Here is a 20,875-nt window from a genome sequence, read left to right on the forward strand (position 1 = left end):
GTTGCTATATTAATGTTTAATTAAGCAATCTACTTATGTAATTATTTCACAATATTTCAGTGTTATTATATTTATGTATTCATTAATAAAAATATTTTATATTGAGGAGGAATCTCAATGTTTAGAGCTATTACAACATTTCAAAAAGTTTATGAAACTCGTAGTATTACACGTGCAGCCAGAGAATTATATGTTACTCAACCCACCGTTTCAATTCAAATTAAAAAATTAGAAGAGGAATTAAATGTACAATTATTCAAACGCAACGGTAATAAACAATTGGTACCTACTGAAAATGCAAACAGATTTTATCGTGATTCTCAATTAGTTCTAAATAACTGGGAAAACTCTCTCAATCACCTCGTTAAAAAACATAAAAGTAATCGAATCAAATGTGTGATTGGTGCATCGCCAACTACCGCTAATCATGTTTTACCTCCTCTAATGCAAAGCTTAGAAAGATATTTTGACCGTTTTGATTTTGAATTAATAACTGGGGACTCTGAAAGAATATTGGAAGAAATAATTAAACATGAAATAGATTTTGGAATCGTAGAAAAGCCTATTGTGACTCACGGAATGGAGCAGATTTCTTTTGCCTCTGATGAATTAGTATTAGCTGGTAACTTGGATAGCCCCGAATGGATTATCGGCAAGCCCGGTTCTACTCAAAGAGAGTACTCTGATAAATATTTCAAAGAACATCATTTGCGCCCAACCAAAATAATTAAAGTAAATGACAATGATCTTATTGTTAAACTCATTTCCAGAAAAATTGGTAAGGCAATTGTTTCTAAGCGTTCAATTATAAATACATTATTACCTTATCAACAATTATCAAATGATTTCTGTAATCAATTCTATTTAATTAATCCCAAACTTCCTAATTCAAATGAAACACAGAAGTTAATTGCTTTGGTAAAAACACTGTTACCACAGTTAAGATTCTAAAAAAGGATGCATACTGAAAATTAATTACTATCAGCAAGCATCCTTTTTGTGACTTCAAATTTAATATTCAACATCTAAACTCAAATCTTGTCCGTTCGTTGCGATTACTCGTTTATACCAGTTGAAAGACTTCTTCTTACTACGCTTTAAGGTACCGTCTCCATGATTGCCACGATCAACATAAATAAATCCATAGCGCTTCTTCATTTCTCCGGAGCCTGCGCTTATTAAATCTATACATCCCCAAGATGTATAACCTAATAATTCAACACCATCATATTCGACTGCGTCTTCCATTGCCTTAATGTGGCTTGCTAAATATTTAATGCGATAATCATCGTAAATTTTACCATCTTTATCAGGTTTATCAGTAGCTCCCAAACCGTTCTCCACGATAAACAATGGTTTATGGTATCTATCATATAGATCAATCATTGTTATTCTTAATCCAAGTGGATCTATTTGCCATCCCCATTCAGATTTTTCCTTTAAGTATGGGTTTTTAACTGAATCAAAAATATTTCCTGTCGTCATTTGTGCAACCTTTTCATTTGCGGTAGCAACTCTTGACATATAGTAAGAAAATGATACAAAATCCACAGTATTATCTGCGAGCAATTTTAAATCGCCCTCATGCATATTTACATCTAATTTTTCCCGCTTGAACATATCTAACACATATTTAGGATATTGTCCTCCAGCCTGAATATCAGAGAAGAAATAATCTTCTCTATTACTTGTTGTGGCTGCATAAACATCCTTTGGATCACAACTATAAGGATAGAATTTTCCTGCTGCAACCATACATCCAATTTTATTGTTAGAATCAATTTCATGTGCCATTTTTGTGGCTTTAGCGCTAGCAATTAATTCATTGTGAGCTGATTGATAAAGAGTTTGCTTCTTTTCTTTTTCATCTAAATCTCCAATATACAATCCTGCTCCCATAAATGGAGCATGAAAAATCATATTTATTTCATTGAACGTTAACCAATACTTAACTAATCCTTTATATCTTGTAAAAAGGACCTTACAGAAATTTAAGTAATAGTCAACCATACGTCGATTACGCCATGAGCCCATGTCTTTTACAAGATGCATTGGTGTATCGAAATGAGAGATAGTTACTAATGGCTCAATGCCATATTTCTTACATTCTTTAAATACATTCTCATAAAACTTTAATCCAGCTTCATTCGGCTCAATTTCATCACCATTTGGAAAAATTCTTGTCCATGCAATAGACATTCTATAAACATTGAATCCCATTTCGGCAAACATTTTAATATCTTCTTTATAGTGATGATACATATCAATCGCCTTAAGAGCCGGATAAAAATGTTTATCATCTAAATCAAACATTTTCTTTTCTCCCATGACAACGGACCTTCTATCATCTCCTAATGGCAATAAATCAACATTTGCTAATCCTCGATTATCTAAGTTATAACCACCTTCTGATTGATTAGCTGCCGTGGCGCCACCCCATAAAAAATTCTTTGGTAATGTCATATCTAATTTCCTCCTTGAATATCAAATATTGGCATTGAAGAACCAATATCCTGTTGTACATTATTTTCTACCAATTTTTTACCCGTTGAATCAAGATTTGTTACCACGACAGGCGTTGTCAGATCGTAACCTTGAGCTTCGATAAATGACATATCGAATTTTAGTAATAGTTGACCAGCTCTAACATGGTCTCCCTGCTTAGCAATCTTTTCAAAGCCTTTTCCCTCCAGTTTGACAGTATCCAAACCTATATGGATTAATATTTCATTTCCAGTATCAGATAATAATCCGATTGCATGTCCTGTCTTATACATAACTTGAACGGTTCCCTCTACAGGTGAATAAACTTTCCCTTCAGACGGTTCAATTGCAATGCCATCTCCTAATAATTTGTCGGCAAATGTTGCATCCTTTACTTGCTCTAGTGGAATCACTTTACCTTTAATCGGGGCTAAAACTGATTGATTATTTAATTTAATAGAGTTCTTATCATTCTCCGCTTCTTCCCTATAAGACAACCAAGTAAATACAAATGCAGAGATAAATGAAACTATCGCTATGATCAATGCATAAACAATATTTGCTGGATATTTCTTAGATAAGAAGGAAATCATCGCAATAACACTAGGTGAAACTGGTGCAAATATTTTTAGATGTAATAATCCTACAAGAACACCACCAATACCTGAACCAAGCATTGCAGATCTCAAGGCTTTTTTGTTCTTCAATAAAACACCAAATAATCCTGGTTCAGTGATTCCAGCCAATCCAGCTGAAATGGCAGATGAATATGCTAATGATTCTTTCTTCTTATCTTTTGATTTGATACCAACAACCAAAATTGCAGCAGTCATAGAGAAATTCATCGCTAACATCATTGGCAGAAACAATGGATCATATCCAACTTTTGCAAAACTAGATAAATAAATTGGATCAAATGCATGGTGTAATCCTGCAATGACAAGCAATGGTAAAAACGCTGCCACAATACCCATTGTTAACCATGGCACATAATTGGTCATGGTCGTAGTTATAATACTTAATCCTTGTCCGATAATTGCTCCAATAGGTGCAAAGATGACTAAAACAATAGGGATAGTAATTAACAAAGATAACATCGGATTGAGAATCGTCTTGCTCCAACTGGGGGTTATTTTATCTATTAATGGAATTATCAGTGACAATACCCAAGTTGCTAGTAAAGGTGGAATAATGGATGATGCATATGTTGTACTATATACAGGAACTTTTAGAAAAGTTACATTTCCTTTAGCTAACATAGAAATTAAGTTTGGGTGAATTAAAAATGCTGATACAACAATAGATAATGCTGGATCAATCTTTAATTTTTTTGCAGCTGTATAAGCTAAAACTATTGGTAAGAAATAAAATCCAACATCACCGATAATAGTCAATAAATTATATGTTGAACCATGTTGTACTCCTATTAAATCTAAAATTACCAGTAATAATTTAACCATCCCACTACCAATGATTACTCCCAATGCAGCGGTAATAGATGATGAAAGATAATCTATGACATTATTAAAAATAACTTTTGGTGTCAATTTCTCTTTGGGCTTTGTTTCTACTTGAGATGAATCACTATCCTTAACGCTATCCGGCAATTCAGAAAAGACACTAGTAACGTCACTACCAATTATGACTTGATATTGTCCACTTTGACTCATTACACCTTTGACACCATCAATTTGTTCAATTCGTTTTCCATTTGCTTTAGATTCATCCTTCAATCCAAATCGTAATCTGGTCATACAATGAGTTGCGTAATCTATATTCTTTTCTCCACCAATATTTTTTAATATTTCATCGGCTGATTTTTTATAATCCATTTTTCCTCCTTAAAGCACAAAAACCTAAATCAAGCCAATTAGACTTTGATTTAGGTTTTGCTCTTAACGATAACAATCCTGATATTTAATTTTCTGTTAATACTCTATTAATATGAATCGTTAAATACGATAGTTCCGCATCAGTAAGTGAATAATTTAGTTCTTTTTTTACATATTTTGCAATCTTCAGAGCACAATTGAATTCATCAGTATAGCTCTGTTTGATCATTTCAAATAACTTATTGTCATTATCAGGCAATGGTTGATTGGTAAGAACGCGTTGTATAAAGAATTTTAAATGTGTCATCAATCTTTCATATGCCAAACTTGTATCTGATAATTCAACGTGAAAAGTATATTGAATTATTCCTAATATCTCTTTAATTAGCTTGGTCATACCTACAGTATGATCCATAGAATTATCTAGCTCAGCATTTACCAAATGTAAGGCCACGGTTACAGCTTCATCATCAGGAAGACGTGTTCCAGTACGTTTTTCAATGATATTTAATCCTTCTTTACCAATTAAATATTCATGATTATAGAAGTGCTTAACTTCCCAAGACAAAGCATTGCCAAAGTCCATACCCTTTTTAAATCGTTGAATGGCAAAATGAACATGATCTGTTAAAGCAACGTAAATACTATCGCTTAGTCTTTTTCCCAAGGATAATTTAGCATACGAAATAATTTCATCACAGGCTTGAAGTTCTTGCATAGGAACATCTTTTAACAATAGTTTGAACCTATCAACGCCATCTGACGTATTTAAAGCAAAGACTTTTTCAATTTTTGTTTGAGGAATAAGATCACCACTGGTTTTGTTAAATCCTAATCCTTTTCCCATCACAATAACTTCATTGCCATCTTGATTAGACGTAACAATATTATTATTGATTACTTTAATTATTCTCAAAAGATATTTTTCCTTTCCGCCCAAAACAAAACCCAGTTATCCTCTTTAAAAGGTATAACTGGGTTTAGCTCATAAAATTACTCTTATGATAACAATCCCGATATTTAAAATATTCTAGAATATTAAGATTGCCTACTTGAAGTCACAACCTATAAATCATAGTAACATAATTTATAAATATTGCAATAGCGCTTACATGGTTTTGATAACAACCTTCGTAATCGAATCTTTAATTAAACTGCCAGTCTTATATTTAGACCTCTCTTGCGAGGAATGGTTTTATTCTTCTTTTATATAAAATGTAGAAGCGTTTCTTCTATATTCAAAATTTTCTAAGTTCTTAATCTTATACTCATGATTATTTATAAAATCCCTAGCAAAACAAGAAGCATATATCAAATTAAGAATATGAATAATTGATTACTCCGACGTAAAATTATTAAAGATTATATTTTTCAATCAAATAGACAGGGGTACACGACCAGGCATGACAATAACTATTCACTAATGGACTACCATAGGGAGAAAACTCAGGATCATCAGGTTTAAATGCTTTCCAAAATGTATCTGCACTTTCCATTTTCGGCAAATAAAAAAGTGCAACACTAATCCTATTTAGAAATTGGCATTGCCTGATCAAATCAGTAACAAATTTAATTTGTAGTTTCAGAATAATTTTAATTATAAGCATTGTTAATGATGCTCATAGTTTTTTTACCCCATTGTGAAAATAAATTTCAATTATTTATTTTCTGATTTCTTTACAATATCATACTCTTTTCTTCAAAAACCAATTATTTAATTGATAACCATAATCTTCCTTATTCTTGCAAAGATCTCTTAATAGATTTGTTCTCCATTTGGCAAAATTTATTACATTTTCCCTTCTATAAGTTTCTTTCTCAAAATATTCCTTATACCCATAGGAACTTAGAATTAATTGATAGTAATATATATCAAACATTCTTTCTATATCTGAATGAGTCAAGGTTCCATAAGTAAGATAGGCCTCTATATATGCTTCCAAAGAAAATATATTAATTTTCCCATTTTTACAATCTGGGTCTGAATAAGTAAATGATCTAATTACTTCCCACACTGCAGGTAATTTAGAGGCGGTAGCAAAATCAATAACCGCCGTAATGTGATCGTCATTACAAATTAATTGATTGATACTATAGTCACCATGTGAATTTACATAGGTAAGGCTGCTTTTATCAAATGAATTGGGTATCTCTTTGATTAAAGATAGTTTGAATTTTAAATCGTTAATTATTTCCTCAGAATTTGAGTTACTATCTTTTTCTGCTTTTTTTATGTATTCCTCAAATCTTTTTCCCTTTTTATTCTTAATATCCAAATTTAACCAATTACTTTTAAAACCATATCTTTTCATAGGATAATTTGAAAGTTTCACATGAATTTTTCCAAGTAGCATAGAAGATTCATTCATAAGCCATAATGGTGCCTCATTTGGATTTACAGTGTATCCTTGTATATATTTTTGTACCGTAACAAATCTTCCATTAATTTTATTGACGGTATTACCCTTATTGTCTCTTAGCAATTCGGAAGTATGAATTCCCTTTTTCATAAGAAAATCACATATTCCAACTTCATTTTTAATACTTTTTTCGGAATATCCAGATTGAAATTCTTTAACTATATATTCAAATCGATTTTTCATTAAAATTTTATAAATCCCCGCACTTCCTCTATTGATGACACTGATTTTATCAATATCAAATATTCCATAATTATTTTCTAAAAGTAGTTTTATTTTGTCGGATGTTAAAACAGATTGATTTAACATTTGATATCACCTCAATGTACAAAAAAATTCTAAATAAAAAGATATACCTTTACTTAGAATTAATTTCAGATTGCTCTATTTTGATTCTTGAATTAAATAAATAATAGTTTTTAATATTTTATTCTCAAAAATTTTCTTTTTCCTACTTGTATAATCATACCGTCCGACACTGTTACCTTACTATCCCCTTCTTTTAATTTCTTTGAATTGATCCTCAATCCACCATTTTTGAGCATTCGCATAGCCGCTCCTTTCGAAGGCAGCAAAGAAGTAGTTGTAAATAATGTTGAGATGGATACTTCACTATCCCCGTTCCAAGCAAAATTAGGTATTTGATTGGGAACCTGTCCTTTTTTGAAAACATTATTAAATTCTTGTTCCGCAGAGTCTGCACTTTTCTGATTATATAATTGCTTAATTATATCTTTTGCTAACATTACTTTAACATCTTTGGGATTTATCAGATTAGAATTCATTTTCTTTTCAATAACATCGATTTCCTTATCTGAAAAAGTAGATATTGATTTATAATATTCTAGCATTTGTATATCCGGAATTGACATTATTTTTCCAAAAATAATATCTGGCTTCTCTGTAATACCAATATAATTATGCTTTGATTTTGACATTTTCATCTTACCATCTAAACCGACTAATAATGGCATTGTCATTACTACCTGCTTACTTTGATCAAAGTGGTCTTGTAATCTTCTCCCCACCAATAAATTATACTGTTGATCATTTCCGCCAAGTTCAACATCAGAATGTAATGCTACTGAATCGTACCCTTGAAATAGTGGGTACAAAAATTCATGTAAATATATTGGTGTCTGATTATTGAACCTTTTTGTAAAGTCATTTCTTTCTAGCATCCTTGCAACAGTAGTGGTTGATAAAAGATCTATCAAGTTCTTTATATTTAATTTTTCTAGCCAACTAGAATTGTAATGTACCTCAACATTCCTCATATCTAAAATTCTTCCAAATTGTTCGACATACGTTCTAGCATTTTTTTCAACTTCTTCCTTACTTAACTGAACCCTCGATTCGGATTTACCAGTTGGATCTCCTATCATTCCCGTAAAATCACCTATAACAAGATGTATTTTATGACCAAATTGTTGAAATTGCTTTAATTTTTTTAAAACAACTAAGTGCCCCAAATGGATATCTGGTGCGGAAGGATCTAACCCGAGTTTAACGTTTAAAGGCTTGTTATTAATAACAGAATCCTTTATTTTCCTCTTTAATTCGGCTTTTTCTACCACACTGGTAACATTAGATGTTAACACACTATATTGTTCCTCAATTTTATTTTTTTGTAATTCAGATACGTCAACGTCCATTAATTATGCCAGCTTTCCTAATAAAACAAATTATCTTCTTATTACATAATTTTAAATTTAGCGTTATCTAACAGTATGCAAAACAAGAAATCGCTTACATAAGCAAGACTAGCACTCTTTCTTCCTAAGTTCTAGGTTAATGCTATTAGACTATTATTCCTTATTTAAATTAGAACAAGAATTAATATCATAATCCATAATAGTCAAGATCTTACAACAATTTTTCCCTACCGACGGGTTTAACCTCACCCGCTTCAGGAATTTCCTCTAAATCCCGACGAAAGTCATGCTTCTTAAACTCCTCAGTACTAAACACATTAACGTGTTCAACAGGCGTATACAAAACACTACCATCTTCGTGCTGGGTAACAGAATACTTAGTACCAACTTTATCAGTCAATTCAGATGGAGCAGTAAAAATAAGGCTATTTCCTGATTTTCTCAAAGTTACTTTTTTACTCATACAACGACCTCCTCTAATATAACTATCATTTTGAGCCCTTTTATAAAAAATACAAATCATACGCACATAGAAATTTCCTCAAACTAAAAAAATTCTGAAACTAAGAGAATTAAACTCCTAATTTCAGAACTTTTAGTATACTCAATTATAAATCAGTTTCATTTTCAGCATTCAACTTATCGCATTCAATAATCAATTGATTGGTCTCTTTAGCAGGGGCTAATTTCATTGAATACTTACGTCCGTATTCGATCATTGTATGATGGGCTCGGTGTAATCCTTCTGGCGGCATGACGCTGACAATTTTCTTTTCTACTTGCAGCGGGTTAGCTTTCTCATCTACAAAGTGTAATCGTTTTGAAATTGCGGAAACGTGCGTATCTACGGCAAAAGTAGGCTGATCAAAGACGTCACTTAAGACGACATTGGCTGTCTTTCTCCCAGCTCCTGGTAGTGCCATGATGCCTTTTCTTGTCTTTGGCACAACGTCATTTAAATCGTTATGAACAATTCCAGCAGTTTTAATAATATTCTTAGCCTTATTATGAAAAAGTCCAACACTTTTAATGATCTGTTCAACGTCTTCAACTTTAGCATTCATCAAATCTTTTGGTTCTGGGTATTTGCTGAATAAAATCGGAACGACTTTATTAACGGAAACATCGGTGGCTTGGGCGCTTAAGATTACTGAAATTAAATATTGAAATGGTGTCCTAGAATCGAGTGATGGTCCGACTGGTCCAATATCTTCTTCCATTTGGTGAATGGCCCAAACTATTTGTTCATCTTTTAACATTAATATCCCAACTTCTTTCGACGATCTTGTAATTGTTCTGCTGTCTTTATATTACTCTTTTCCCAACTAATTAAAATCCGATCCATATATTTTAATGAATAAGCTTGATTCAAAACAGCTTCTCTCAAGGCTAGATCAATCAATTCAACGCTATAATGGTCATCGTCGATCCATTGGTGAATCTGTTCTTGTTCAATTGGTGACAGTGGCCGACCAAATTCAACTTCAATTTTGCGAAATAATTCTTCAGTGTCAGACATCAATTTGTGTTGCTTATCTGATTGTTGTTCTTGTTGCAACAGGCTTTGAATTCGATGATAAATGGGAGTCAACGAATAAATATCACGTTGTTGGTGATGATCCATGATTGTCTTTAATTCAATTATACCCAATTTTATTAAGCCTTGGATGATTGTATAAATACTGGCTTCGTCCATCCCTGTATCGTCAGCTAAATCTTTTGCCATCGGAAAGGTGTTCCCTTTTTGACCATACATGGACAAAGCTAAATAGACAATTAAATCTTTTTCCGTCATTCCCAATTTATGATAATTTTTTAGTATTAAATTATTAATACTGGTGCTGCCACTATCAACAAATTTATTGAATAATTCATCTTCCATATGATTAACCCCAATTAACAAAAAAAGCCCGAGAACATTGTAATCTCGACTTTTTTATTTTTAAATATTATTTATAATTTGAAGACTCTTGCCAGTTCGAAAATCAATTAGATTATAACCGATACTGCCATTCTTCTTCTGGAAAGTAACTTCCCAAGTCGGTTTCTTTTTATACAAACCTAAATTAATATGCAAAATCTTTTTAGCGTTATAACGCTGTGCTACACCATCAATAATTGTCTGACGTACAGGAGCGCTATTTTTATTGAAAGTTTCAGTTTTACCACTTTTAGCATCAATAATAATATAACGATACTTTTGTTTTTTGGTCAAACCGCCAACTGAATAATACTGTTTCTTACGTGTATAGTTACCGAAATAATCCGGTTGAACAATACCTGCTTTTTCTTTTGCAATATCATTAGCTTGCGACTTAGCACTGGAATGTGGTGCAACGGAAAGATTCAAGTATGTCAACGCCGAAACAATAGCGAGTGCAATCAGAGATATGGTCAATAAAATTTTTGTGCTTTTATTCATAATACTTCCCTTTTTTAGTTACCAGAAATAGTATAACAATCTTTTGACTAATTCAAAAATTCATTTATATCTTTTTTAATCGTATCCATATCTTCATTAATTAATGGCAAACCTTTTGGTAACGAATCTAAAATTGTTTTGCCATAATTCTTTGTTAAAATTCGATTGTCTAACAATAGAATAACTCCACGATCAGTTGGGGTTCTAACTAAACGTCCTAGTCCTTGACGTAACTGCAAAATAGCATTAGGTAAAGAATCCACTTTAAAGACGTTCAAATTTTGCTGCTTAAGAATATCTTGCTTGATCTTAACATCAGGTTGTTCTGGCGATTCAAAAGGAATCCGCGTGACAATCAAAATTTCCAACATCTTCTTAGGAAAGTCGACTCCCTCCCAAAAAGAATTAGCACCCAAAAGGACCGAACGACGTCCAATGGCAAAACGTTTCTTGATTTTTTCATTAGAACCGGTAACACCTTGGGCCAAAATCTCCCACTTCTCTTTGACGTCAGTTTCCATTAGACGATTGTAAACATTACTCAAAGTGTTCAATGAATTGAATAAAATCATCGTTTGATGATCCAAATTATCCAGTATATCTACAATATAGCTAGTTACCATCTTATAATACTCATCACTCGAGAGGGATTGAATATCTGGTAAATTAGCTGGCAAATAAATTTTACTATTTTTAGAAATACTATTCATATCAGGCAGAATAACCATTTGATTGATCTGGTTTTGATTTAATTGTGTATCTAAAATAAAATGTGAAAAGTCTTTTTGAACCGTAATTGCAGCTCCGATAGCAAAAATTTGGCTAAAACGATCTGTCGTCTCTTCAATCAAAGTTTTAATATCAAATTGACGCCAGCTGATCTTTAACGTATTAACTTCATAATAATCACGCATCTCAATTTGAACGCCAAACTTATCATCATTGCCTTGTAAGGCTTGAGACAATTCATCTAAGTTAATGATCACCGAACGCAGTTTGCTGTTTTCAATCGTTAAATTAGAGATAACTTTTGAAAGTTCTACCGAAATAAAATTCTTTTGAAAATTATATTGGTCGAACAACGTTTCTACACGATTAGAAATTAACGACAACTCAACAATCAAATCAGACAATAAATCAATTAGCTTGATATTATTTTTTCCAAATTTATGGTCGCTATCTAAGATGGAGACAAACTCTTCACGATCTTTAAATTTGACTTGATTCTGAACATAGGTGCCAAAGATATTGTATTCCAAGCGTTGCATCAATTCATCAACAGCTTGAAAATGTGTCTCCATCCCCTGCAAATCTTGATAATTCCAAAGCTGAGTCGTGACTTCCGTAAAAGCATAACGTAGTGTCACGCGATTTTGGTAAAGAATATCACTGATTTTTTTAACATATTCATTCAGCTTCAAAAAGTCAATAGTCGGTGAACTTGCATCCCGCAGACTACCAGCAAAATGATTGGCCTCATCAACTACTAGATAAGAGTTTTTACCCCAGAATTGACTATCCAAATGTCGAGCCAAAAATGATTGATTCGTTACTAAAATTCGTGATTCTAAATAACGATTCTGTTGATACAGCCAAAAGTCATCTTCACTAAAGATTGAATTTTCTTTGGGCTCGCCACGATGACGAATAATACTGAACAGTGGACTATTATAGTTGGTCAAATGCAATTCACTTAAATCGCCAGTTGTCGTCATGGTCAGCCAAACGATGATTTTCATCTTCAAAATAGCCGTGTGACTGTGCAAGCGATAGTTATCAAGTGCTTCATAGAAACGATCCAAATCAATGAAGTTATAACTGCTTTTCACGATTTCAGCGTGGAACTCATTATGTGTCACCTGATTCAACAATGGTATCGATTGTTCGACAATTTGTTGCTGTAAAACTTTAGTCGTTGTCGCAATAATCAATTTTTGGTCAACATTGACCAAATATGACAGTGGCAAAAGATAACCCAACGTCTTTCCAGCTCCAGTTGGTGCTTCAATTAAGTTCCATTTTTTAACTTTATCACGGTTTTGACTCGTGTGATAAATGTTATCCATTAACTTAGATTGATTGACACGATAATCCAAAATTCCATCTAAGAGTTCCTTCTTAGCTTCACGAGTCTGCGGATATTTAGTCGTGTGATCGATCTTCTCACTGACATGAAAATCCTTTTTTCGTAAGACTAAGCCATTTTTTTCAAATAAGTAGGCTGGTAGAACGATACTGCGTGATTCTTTTTCACGTTCTTCTAGAACAGTTTTGAAAACTAAGTTAGTTTCACGAATAGTATTTTTCCCAAACTTAGCCAACAAGCGCAATGTTTGAATTGGCAATTGCTGGATACGTTTGAGAATAATTAAGAATAATTCCGCTGTTACGTGCGCATCAGAGTTAGCGCTATGCGGATTCCTATGAACAATGCTTAAATAATGCGTTAAATCTTGTAGTTTATAACTACTAATTGTTGGAAAAAGTATTTGCGATAATTCAACAGTATCGATTGCTTTGACATTGAGTTGGTTCATTCCGATACGTTTAAGTTCTCGATTTAAAAAGGTCAAATCAAAATTCACGTTATGTGCAATAAAAACTCGATTTTTTAAAAGTTTAAAAATATCAGGTGCAACTTCTTCAAATGTTGGTGAATCCTTAACATCCTTGTCGCTTAATCCCGTTAAAGCAGTGATACGATTGGGGATTGGGACTTTGGGATTGATTTTTTGATCATAAATATGTGTTATTTCACCGTTTTCGATAAGGGCACAGCCGAATTGAATTATACGCCCGTTGTCATGCCAATTAGAATTGGTAGTTTCTAGATCAACAACAGCGTAAGAATTTTTCAAATCATTCACCTCTCATCTTCAATTTTCTTGTAAATTAACAGCCTTATTAATTTTCAAGAAGTAAAGATATTTACCCACGACGGGGTTGTTCTTGATCGCAGAGATTGCTTCTGCATATAAATTAATTTGTCCCGAATATTTAGAAATTAATTCTTCCAAATTTTTATCCGTGACACGATCAGTTTTATAGTCAAAAATAATTACTCCATGATCTAATTCAATTACTCCATCAATAATACCATGAACTAATATCTTATCGTTAGTAGAATAGTCCTTCGTTGACGTTTTAAATAACTTTTGGGCTGGCATTAAAATTGAACAAGGATATTCTCGACTGACAAACTGATGTTTATCGACTATCATCTGTCCTAAATTGCTCTGATAAAAATCAGCTAGACTCTGACAATCAATTTGTTCCGCTAATTCTTCTGTCAGTAGTTTTTCATTAACCATTTGTTCTACCAAGTCTTGGAAATCAGCTAATTGCGGGGTTTTATCAATGCTGATCTTTTGTAAAACTAAATGAGTTGCGCTTCCGATTGCGGCAGCGGTAACTTTTTTAGTCTTAGTTAGAAATTGCGGTTTAGCAAATGAGCCTAAATTATATTTTGCGGGATTTTCTTCAGTAAGTAAATCATTTCCCATACTTTCTTCATCCGGATCAGCAAATAATCCTTTGATTTCTGAAACGGATTGATAAGCTGTCGTGTTGACGGCTTCTTGATAATCATATTGGAAGTCTAAAATACTTTTAACTGTTTTTTTAAACAAGTCTGTCGGTTCATTAATTTTACTTTGCGGAATAATAATTTTGTTAGCTGTCGCTTGATGCTTTTGAGTATACAGTAAGTTCAATCTCAAATTACATTGCTTGTTTTGATAGACATTTTGATCTACTAATTCACGTTCGTCGACCGTTAAAGTACTAATTCCGACTAAATTCTGAAAATCATTAGCTTTAATTCGAATTGATTCATTGATCACGCCAGTTTGAGGTTGAGCATTATCCCAGAACTTTTTTGTCTTTTCTAAATCTTTAGTAAAGCCAAACATAATCAATTTTTGCTTAGCTCGCGTCAATGCAACGTACAACAAACGCATTTCTTCGGAAACAGTCGCAATCTTTCTTTGATTGGCAATGACGCTTCTTTGCATAGTTTTATACTGCAAGCGCGTCTTACTATCAGTTAAAGTAATCCCAATTCCCTGTTTAACATCAAAGACCGTTGCTCCTTGATAGTCCTGTTTATTAAATTGTTTGGCCATATCCAGATAGATCACGATTGGAAATTCCAATCCCTTAGAAGCATGAACCGTCATGACTTTCACTGTATCATCAGTTGCTTCGATACTATTAGGTTGCGACAAGTCTTTGTCTAGATCTTGTATTCGTTGAATAAAATCAATAAATTGATGCAGTCCCTTATAATTGTTCTCTTCATAAGAATTAGCACGTTGATACAGTGCATGTAAATTAGCTGCACGTTGTTTGCCACCAGGCATCCCAGAAACATATTCCAAGAGTCCTGTTTCTTGATAAATTTTCCAAATCAAACGAGCAATACTATTCTTGTTAGCAAAGTCACGATAATTTTCCAGTTGCACTAAGAAAGCTTTAACTTTTTTAGCAATTTTAGGGTTAACTATCTCCGAATCTAAATATTCCTTTATAGCGGTAAAATAATACTCTTGTTTGTCAGCTAAGCGTATTTCAGCTAGTTCTTCTTCATTTAAACCGACAATTGGTGAGCGTAAGACGGCAACTAAAGGAATATCTTGATAAGGATTATCAATAATTTCTAGCATAGACATCATGATTTGAAGTTCAGTCGTTTGAAAATAATTTTGAGCATCTGTCACCATGACCGGAATATCAGCTTTAGCAAAGTAAGAAATCAAATCAGTGTTGTTCTCTTTAGTTCGAGACAAAATAGCAATATCAGAATATTTAATAGTTCTCAATTCATCTTTTTTGCCATCATAAATTTGAAATCCATCTTGAATGAGCTTTTGGATTCGCTTGGCCGCATTTTCAATCAACATCTGCCGTTTAGCAACATCTTCATCATCGTTATTAATTAATAGATTGAATTCATTTTGACTGTCAATTTCCTTAGGAAAATTAGTTCCCGGAATCAATTGCGAATTTTGATCATAATCAATATCACCGATTTTCTTATCAAAAATACGTCTAAAAATTTGATTGACGAAATCATCAACCGCCACTGACGAACGGAAATTCTTTGATAATTGAATCAATTCATTGGGATTATCTTCTTTTTGAAAATCCTCATATTTTTGAGCAAAGATATATGGAGCAGCTTGACGAAATCCGTAAATTGATTGCTTGATGTCCCCTACCATGAATATGTGATTAGTTTGATTAGACAATAACTGGATAATCTTTTCTTGCATAGCATTAACGTCTTGATATTCATCAATCATTAATTCATGAAATTTAGTCTGGTAATAATCTAGTGCCACTAAGTTGTCATCGACTGGTGTCTGCAAGATATTTACTGCCATGTGCTCCAGATCATTAAAATCTAAGACGTGATTGATTGCTTTCAAATGGTTATATTCCTTGATAAATCCTCGTTCAACTTCAACCAGTTTTTCAATCAAAGCTTGTGCTTGGATTAATGAGTTTTCAACGCCCGTTTCAGAACGAACGAAGAAATCATTGATCAAGCTATCAAGTTGCGTCTTAAGTTTTTTTCTAATTTCTTGAGCGTCTTCTAGGATTGTCAAATCTTGATCAGCTTTGTCATCCTTAGATAGTCGTCCTGCTGTTTTAAATTTGAAATTAACTATCTCTGCTCGAACATCGGTGTAACTTTTGGTCGATAAGTCATTTTCAATTTTTACCAGGTCTTTTACAGCATTTTGAAAAGTATCCATTAGAGCCTTTGCAGCCAGTGGGTCCTCATTTGTTAAATCTAATCCTTGTTGTGCCTGATCTTTGATCTGTTCCAAACGTTGTTTGATCTGGGGAACAGCCATATTCTGATAAAACTTCGAGTCGGAAAAACTATCGTCAAATTGATAAGTTGAGATTAAGCTATCAAGCCATTTTTGAGTTTCTGAATTGGTGATGGCAAAATCGTACAATTTAAAGACAATATCTTTCAAACCATCATCACTACGGTCATCAGTGAAGTTATCGGTTAATTTTAAAAAATCAGCATCATCTTTATCATAATATTTATTACGTAAGTTATCATAAGCTTGTTCTTTCATGATTGATTGTTCTGTCGTGTCACTTAACAATCTAAAATTAGGGTCTAAATCAATTACATAATAGAATTTCTTAATGATACTCAAGCAAAAGGCATGCAAGGTACTGATGTTAGCAATTGGGATACGAAAGATCTGTTTTTGAAGGTGTTTATGTAAATCGCTATCGAGTGATTTGTCGTTGATCAACTCCTTGATTCGTTTCAAGAGTCGTTCTTTCATCTCTAAAGCTGCTGCGTCTGTAAAAGTAGCAACCAAAAGATTATCGACATTTTCGCCATCCTTTAACATCTCCACAATCCGTTCAATCAAAATTGTCGTCTTACCAGAACCTGCCGCGGCGGAAACGAGAATATCGTGTCCACGATGATAGATTGCTTTATTCTGATCTTCGGTCCATTTAGGCATCAGTCTCACCATCCTCTAAAATTGCCTGTATTTCTTTAATGACATCTTCTTTTTTATAATTAATAATGTCATGATAGTCATTTTCTGGAAGCATCGCGTCGAATTCAAAAATAGGACGATAATCGCTATATTGCAACCCTGTCAATTGACCATAGCGATAAGGATTCAAATTTAATTTTCCAGAATAAATTTTTTCGCCAGCTTGTCTGATCAAACGTTCATTATAGTTAAGAATTCGGAATAAGTCTTTTTCAGAAACAACATTGTTGCGACTTTTCTTGGCCACTGGTGAAGTACTAGCAACGGTTCCTTTTAGGGTCCGTGCCTTCGTATCAATATTTGCCAATAATTCATCGTCATTTAACAATAAACCGTTCAATTGAAATTGTTTGAAGATTTTATCTTGCACATCGACATTTAAAATATCTGAATCCAAATCTTTTTTGTTAAGCAATGACTTATCTAATTTGATTAAAGGATTTTGGATATGCTCGTACAAAGCTCCCCCAACCTTAACTTGAGAACTATCGCTTAATAAGTGTAAATTGTTGTAAACACTTTGAATATAGGTCGGCATTTGCATAGTAATACCGTCTAAGAATTGAGCAAAATCGAAACTCTTGTTGCCAGATTTATAATCAATAATTGTTAAATAAGTAATATCGTCTAAAATCATTTCATCGATCCGATCAATCTTTCCACGAACATTGACTAAATGTCCTCCTGGTAACTCGTAGGATAGTCCTGGTAAATCTTGTTTATGATTGATTCGTCCAAAGGTAACTTCAGATTTCTCTGGTTCCGAATTATTTCGCAAAAATTGCAATTTCATGTTCTTAACTAGTTGAATCAACGTAGTCTTCAACTTGTCGGCAATGTATTGCATCCGAGCTGAAGAAGTAAAAATTCGATTCTCGGGCAATTCGATTTGTGTATAGAATAAATCACTCACTAGATCTTGAATTTCACCATCTTCTAGATCTCTTAATGAACGATTCCCTTTTTCGTGTAGGTATTTAACTAGACTGTCTAGGACCGCATGGAAAATAGAACCAGTCTGAGCTGGCGTGACTTCAAACAATCTTCTTGGTTTTAAACGTAAACCATATTTTAAGAAATATTCATATTCGTTCATATAAAATGTTTCTAGTTGTGAAATCGAAACATTGATATTCTTACCATACAAAGCTTCAACCGTATCTGGATTAAGTGTCGTCGGAATATTTTGATAATCGAGTGAACTCAAGGCAAAATCAGTTGTCAGCTCTTCTTTTAATAAGACCTGTCGAACGTATTTCCAAGCATTAGGAATATCAGATTTTTTATCCAGAGCAGAGCGTGATACACGAATCAAATAGTTTAAACTAGAAGCTTTGGACCCTAAATAACGCACCACTTGATCCTCAGTTTGATCATCACTAGAAGGATTCAAAAGTACTAACTGTTCATCCAAACGGAAGTGATTTTTGATCCGCACAACATAACTAGAGAGTTCCTGTTGTTTATTATCCTCAGTAAAATTAGGATACGTGAAAATTAAGCGCTGAGAACTAGTTGTAAAAGTAATGTCGTGTAGAAATGGTTCCGAATTATTGATCACTTCATCAGGTTCATTCAAATACTTGCCATCAGTTAAAGCACCATTCAAAAACTCTCGTTCATCATCGGTCACAATGTTATTTGAAACGGTAGTACCTGGCATATTAGTAGTTGTTGAACCCAAAATGAAGGTGATCTTTCGATTATTCGGTTGGATCATTCCTATTTCAGAAATACTTACAGCATCCAAAGTTGATGGAATCTGTGAATAAGAAGCATTTTCAAAAGCTGCATCCAAAATTTCAATGAACTCTTTAGCATCAAACTCACGCTCTCCAAAGACTGAAACGTATTCATCTAAAATCTGATTGAAGAGGTCCACAATTTGTTCTGGTTGATTAGCTAGAGTTAAATTTTTTTGCTCAGTCGCTTGCTCTTGCCAAATCAATAAATTATCAAAAACTCGGTTTTGTTGTAAAAAGTTATATAAAAAACCGACACTCTCTAGTGATGAATGTGATTTCTTCAAGAATTTTTCCAACTGCGAATAGATATTTTTGACAAAATTCTTAACTAAATTAATCAATTGATATTCTTGTAATTTGATTTTGTCGACTACTGGATCCAGTTTCACATCAGGGGCAAAATTGCTGCCTAACCACTCTCGTTTAGTTAAGCCGTTTGTCAAAGCGTAATTTTCTGTTAAATCGACCGCTTGACGAAAGGCAGGTAGATTGTTCTTAAAATTATCTGGTAGCAATAATTCTGTTCGTAGCAAGCTGATAACATCATCGGTCTGCATTCCCTTGTTAACCAAAGCAAACAACAAATCAACTAAACGTTTAAAGGGATGATTAGCCATTTTCTTTTGAAGATCAATAAAATAAGGAACTTCATTATTTTCCATAAATGATTCAATAAACGAACCATATTCTGATAGATCACGAGCTAGAATCAGAAAATCTTTGTAGCGATAATTCTGAGTTGCGACTAACTGTCTGATATAAGTACTAACGGCTGAAACTTCCGTCTGCTTGTCTGTACATTTCCAGATTTGGACCGAATTTTGACTGTCGAAACCGCTATTTTGAATACCGCCAACACTAGATTGGACCCAATAATCTTCCATTTTGCTTAAATCGGAACTAATTCGTTTTTGATCAGCAAAATAATTTCTCGTAATAATTCTTTGACTACGTGCTGCTTCATGTAATTGTCGATAAGTTGCACCAGAACGGAAGAAAAATTCTGATTCGTCATTATCATTTAAAAGTGGCTTATCTAATACTAGAGAAATATTCAGACTGCCACCATTAACCAGCATCGACTTGACTAAATTGCATTCGGTAGCCGTAAATGAAGAAAAACCTTCAATGTAAAAATAATAATGAGATGTGCCAATTTTTGTATTCAAATAATCTGCTAAAGCGTTCAATTGAAAATCATTAGTATTATAGTTTTGGATTTGTTCTAAATAGGCACTATACATTATGTTCAATTCTTGGATCTTATCCGCAAAAATCCCTTGTTGCCGATTGTCGAGTGCCATAGCAATATCATCGGGTTGAACTTGCCCGTTCATGAATTCATCAAATTGTGAGATCATTTGGTCAATGAATCCAGGCTTGTCGATCATCCCTGCAAAAATCTTCAATTCTGATTTATGCTCTTGAACAATATTTTTCAAAAGCATAGCTGATTTAGTTTGTGTTAATGTTTCTGCATTATAATCGCTACTGTCACGCAAAAAATACCATGCCAAACGTGAGAAAGAAAAGGTTTGAACATTGTGCGTTGCAACTAATGCATCGTTATTTTTTTCAAAGTATCTGAGAATATTGGCCTCAGATTCAAATTTAATGTGATTTGGTACTAAAAAGAAAAATTGTCCATTCGGATCTTTTGTATAATCCTGTTGGAACAGTTCCATCAGCTTCTCATGATGGTCATATTGGTTTTTACCTAGTACAAAATTTAATGTCATTTTTCTTCACCCGCAAAAATTTTATCATAGATGGTC

General features: G+C 33.2%; 13 protein-coding genes. 1 reads left to right on the forward strand and 12 read right to left on the reverse strand.

Annotation, left to right across the window (positions count from 1 at the left end):
• Window positions 1–117 precede the first annotated feature (117 nt).
• The gene (locus tag LA20249_RS03005) at window positions 118–951 is read left to right on the forward strand and encodes a LysR family transcriptional regulator (RefSeq protein ID WP_057739663.1); all 834 of its coding nucleotides are present in this window, start codon (window positions 118–120) and stop codon (window positions 949–951) included.
• Between the two features lie 60 nt (window positions 952–1,011).
• Here the strand turns inward: LA20249_RS03005 and LA20249_RS03010 are convergent, their stop codons facing one another.
• The 12 genes from LA20249_RS03010 to LA20249_RS03070 all read right to left on the reverse strand — a co-directional run bounded on the left by LA20249_RS03010 (window position 1,012) and on the right by LA20249_RS03070 (window position 20,839).
• Window positions 1,012–2,463 carry a 6-phospho-beta-glucosidase gene (locus LA20249_RS03010; protein ID WP_057739665.1) on the reverse strand — a complete coding sequence of 484 codons (1,452 nt, stop codon included), beginning with the start codon at window positions 2,461–2,463 and terminating at the stop codon, window positions 1,012–1,014.
• Window positions 2,464–2,465: 2 nt separating this feature from the next.
• Window positions 2,466–4,316 carry a beta-glucoside-specific PTS transporter subunit IIABC gene (locus LA20249_RS03015; protein WP_057739667.1) on the reverse strand — a complete coding sequence of 617 codons (1,851 nt, stop codon included), beginning with the start codon at window positions 4,314–4,316 and terminating at the stop codon, window positions 2,466–2,468.
• Between the two features lie 85 nt (window positions 4,317–4,401).
• Window positions 4,402–5,232 carry a BglG family transcription antiterminator LicT gene (gene licT, locus LA20249_RS03020; RefSeq protein WP_057739880.1) on the reverse strand — a complete coding sequence of 277 codons (831 nt, stop codon included), beginning with the start codon at window positions 5,230–5,232 and terminating at the stop codon, window positions 4,402–4,404.
• Window positions 5,233–6,001: 769 nt separating this feature from the next.
• Window positions 6,002–7,045 carry a phosphotransferase gene (locus LA20249_RS03030; RefSeq protein ID WP_057739672.1) on the reverse strand — a complete coding sequence of 348 codons (1,044 nt, stop codon included), beginning with the start codon at window positions 7,043–7,045 and terminating at the stop codon, window positions 6,002–6,004.
• Window positions 7,046–7,155: 110 nt separating this feature from the next.
• Entirely contained in the window at window positions 7,156–8,391 is a 1,236-nt protein-coding gene (tyrS, locus tag LA20249_RS03035) for a tyrosine--tRNA ligase (RefSeq protein ID WP_057739674.1), read from the reverse strand.
• A 211-nt stretch (window positions 8,392–8,602) separates the two neighbouring features.
• A complete protein-coding gene (locus LA20249_RS03040) occupies window positions 8,603–8,854 on the reverse strand; it encodes a hypothetical protein (protein WP_057739677.1) in 252 nt (83 codons plus the stop codon).
• Window positions 8,855–8,999: 145 nt separating this feature from the next.
• The gene (locus LA20249_RS03045) at window positions 9,000–9,650 is read right to left on the reverse strand and encodes an endonuclease III domain-containing protein (RefSeq protein WP_057739679.1); all 651 of its coding nucleotides are present in this window, start codon (window positions 9,648–9,650) and stop codon (window positions 9,000–9,002) included.
• The gene (locus LA20249_RS03050) at window positions 9,650–10,273 is read right to left on the reverse strand and encodes a DnaD domain protein (protein ID WP_057739681.1); all 624 of its coding nucleotides are present in this window, start codon (window positions 10,271–10,273) and stop codon (window positions 9,650–9,652) included. Before LA20249_RS03050 ends, LA20249_RS03045 begins: the two co-directional genes overlap by 1 nt.
• 60 nt (window positions 10,274–10,333) lie before the next feature.
• Complete coding sequence (locus LA20249_RS03055; protein WP_057739683.1) at window positions 10,334–10,813, reverse strand: cell wall elongation regulator TseB-like domain-containing protein; 480 nt, start codon at window positions 10,811–10,813, stop codon at window positions 10,334–10,336.
• A 47-nt stretch (window positions 10,814–10,860) separates the two neighbouring features.
• Complete coding sequence (locus LA20249_RS03060; RefSeq protein WP_057739685.1) at window positions 10,861–13,671, reverse strand: helicase C-terminal domain-containing protein; 2,811 nt, start codon at window positions 13,669–13,671, stop codon at window positions 10,861–10,863.
• 18 nt (window positions 13,672–13,689) lie between these two features.
• A complete protein-coding gene (gene addA, locus LA20249_RS03065; RefSeq protein WP_057739688.1) occupies window positions 13,690–17,316 on the reverse strand; it encodes a helicase-exonuclease AddAB subunit AddA in 3,627 nt (1,208 codons plus the stop codon).
• Window positions 17,309–20,839 carry a PD-(D/E)XK nuclease family protein gene (locus LA20249_RS03070; protein WP_057739690.1) on the reverse strand — a complete coding sequence of 1,177 codons (3,531 nt, stop codon included), beginning with the start codon at window positions 20,837–20,839 and terminating at the stop codon, window positions 17,309–17,311. The genes addA and LA20249_RS03070 overlap by 8 nt, the downstream gene beginning before the upstream one ends.
• Between the last annotated feature and the right edge of the window lie 36 nt (window positions 20,840–20,875).

The sequence above is a fragment of the Companilactobacillus alimentarius DSM 20249 genome, assembly GCF_002849895.1.
Lineage (GTDB): Bacteria > Bacillota > Bacilli > Lactobacillales > Lactobacillaceae > Companilactobacillus > Companilactobacillus alimentarius.

Excerpts from the sequence above, each read along its gene's own strand:
- LA20249_RS03005 (WP_057739663.1), top strand. The coding sequence starts at position 118 with ATGTTTAGAGCTATTACAACATTTCAAAAAGTTTATGAAACTCGTAGT.
- LA20249_RS03010 (WP_057739665.1), bottom strand. The coding sequence starts at position 2,463 with ATGACATTACCAAAGAATTTTTTATGGGGTGGCGCCACGGCAGCTAAT.
- LA20249_RS03015 (WP_057739667.1), bottom strand. The coding sequence starts at position 4,316 with ATGGATTATAAAAAATCAGCCGATGAAATATTAAAAAATATTGGTGGA.
- LA20249_RS03030 (WP_057739672.1), bottom strand. The coding sequence starts at position 7,045 with ATGTTAAATCAATCTGTTTTAACATCCGACAAAATAAAACTACTTTTA.
- tyrS (WP_057739674.1), bottom strand. The coding sequence starts at position 8,391 with ATGGACGTTGACGTATCTGAATTACAAAAAAATAAAATTGAGGAACAA.
- LA20249_RS03040 (WP_057739677.1), bottom strand. The coding sequence starts at position 8,854 with ATGAGTAAAAAAGTAACTTTGAGAAAATCAGGAAATAGCCTTATTTTT.
- LA20249_RS03045 (WP_057739679.1), bottom strand. The coding sequence starts at position 9,650 with ATGTTAAAAGATGAACAAATAGTTTGGGCCATTCACCAAATGGAAGAA.
- LA20249_RS03050 (WP_057739681.1), bottom strand. The coding sequence starts at position 10,273 with ATGGAAGATGAATTATTCAATAAATTTGTTGATAGTGGCAGCACCAGT.
- LA20249_RS03055 (WP_057739683.1), bottom strand. The coding sequence starts at position 10,813 with ATGAATAAAAGCACAAAAATTTTATTGACCATATCTCTGATTGCACTC.
- addA (WP_057739688.1), bottom strand. The coding sequence starts at position 17,316 with ATGCCTAAATGGACCGAAGATCAGAATAAAGCAATCTATCATCGTGGA.
- LA20249_RS03070 (WP_057739690.1), bottom strand. The coding sequence starts at position 20,839 with ATGACATTAAATTTTGTACTAGGTAAAAACCAATATGACCATCATGAG.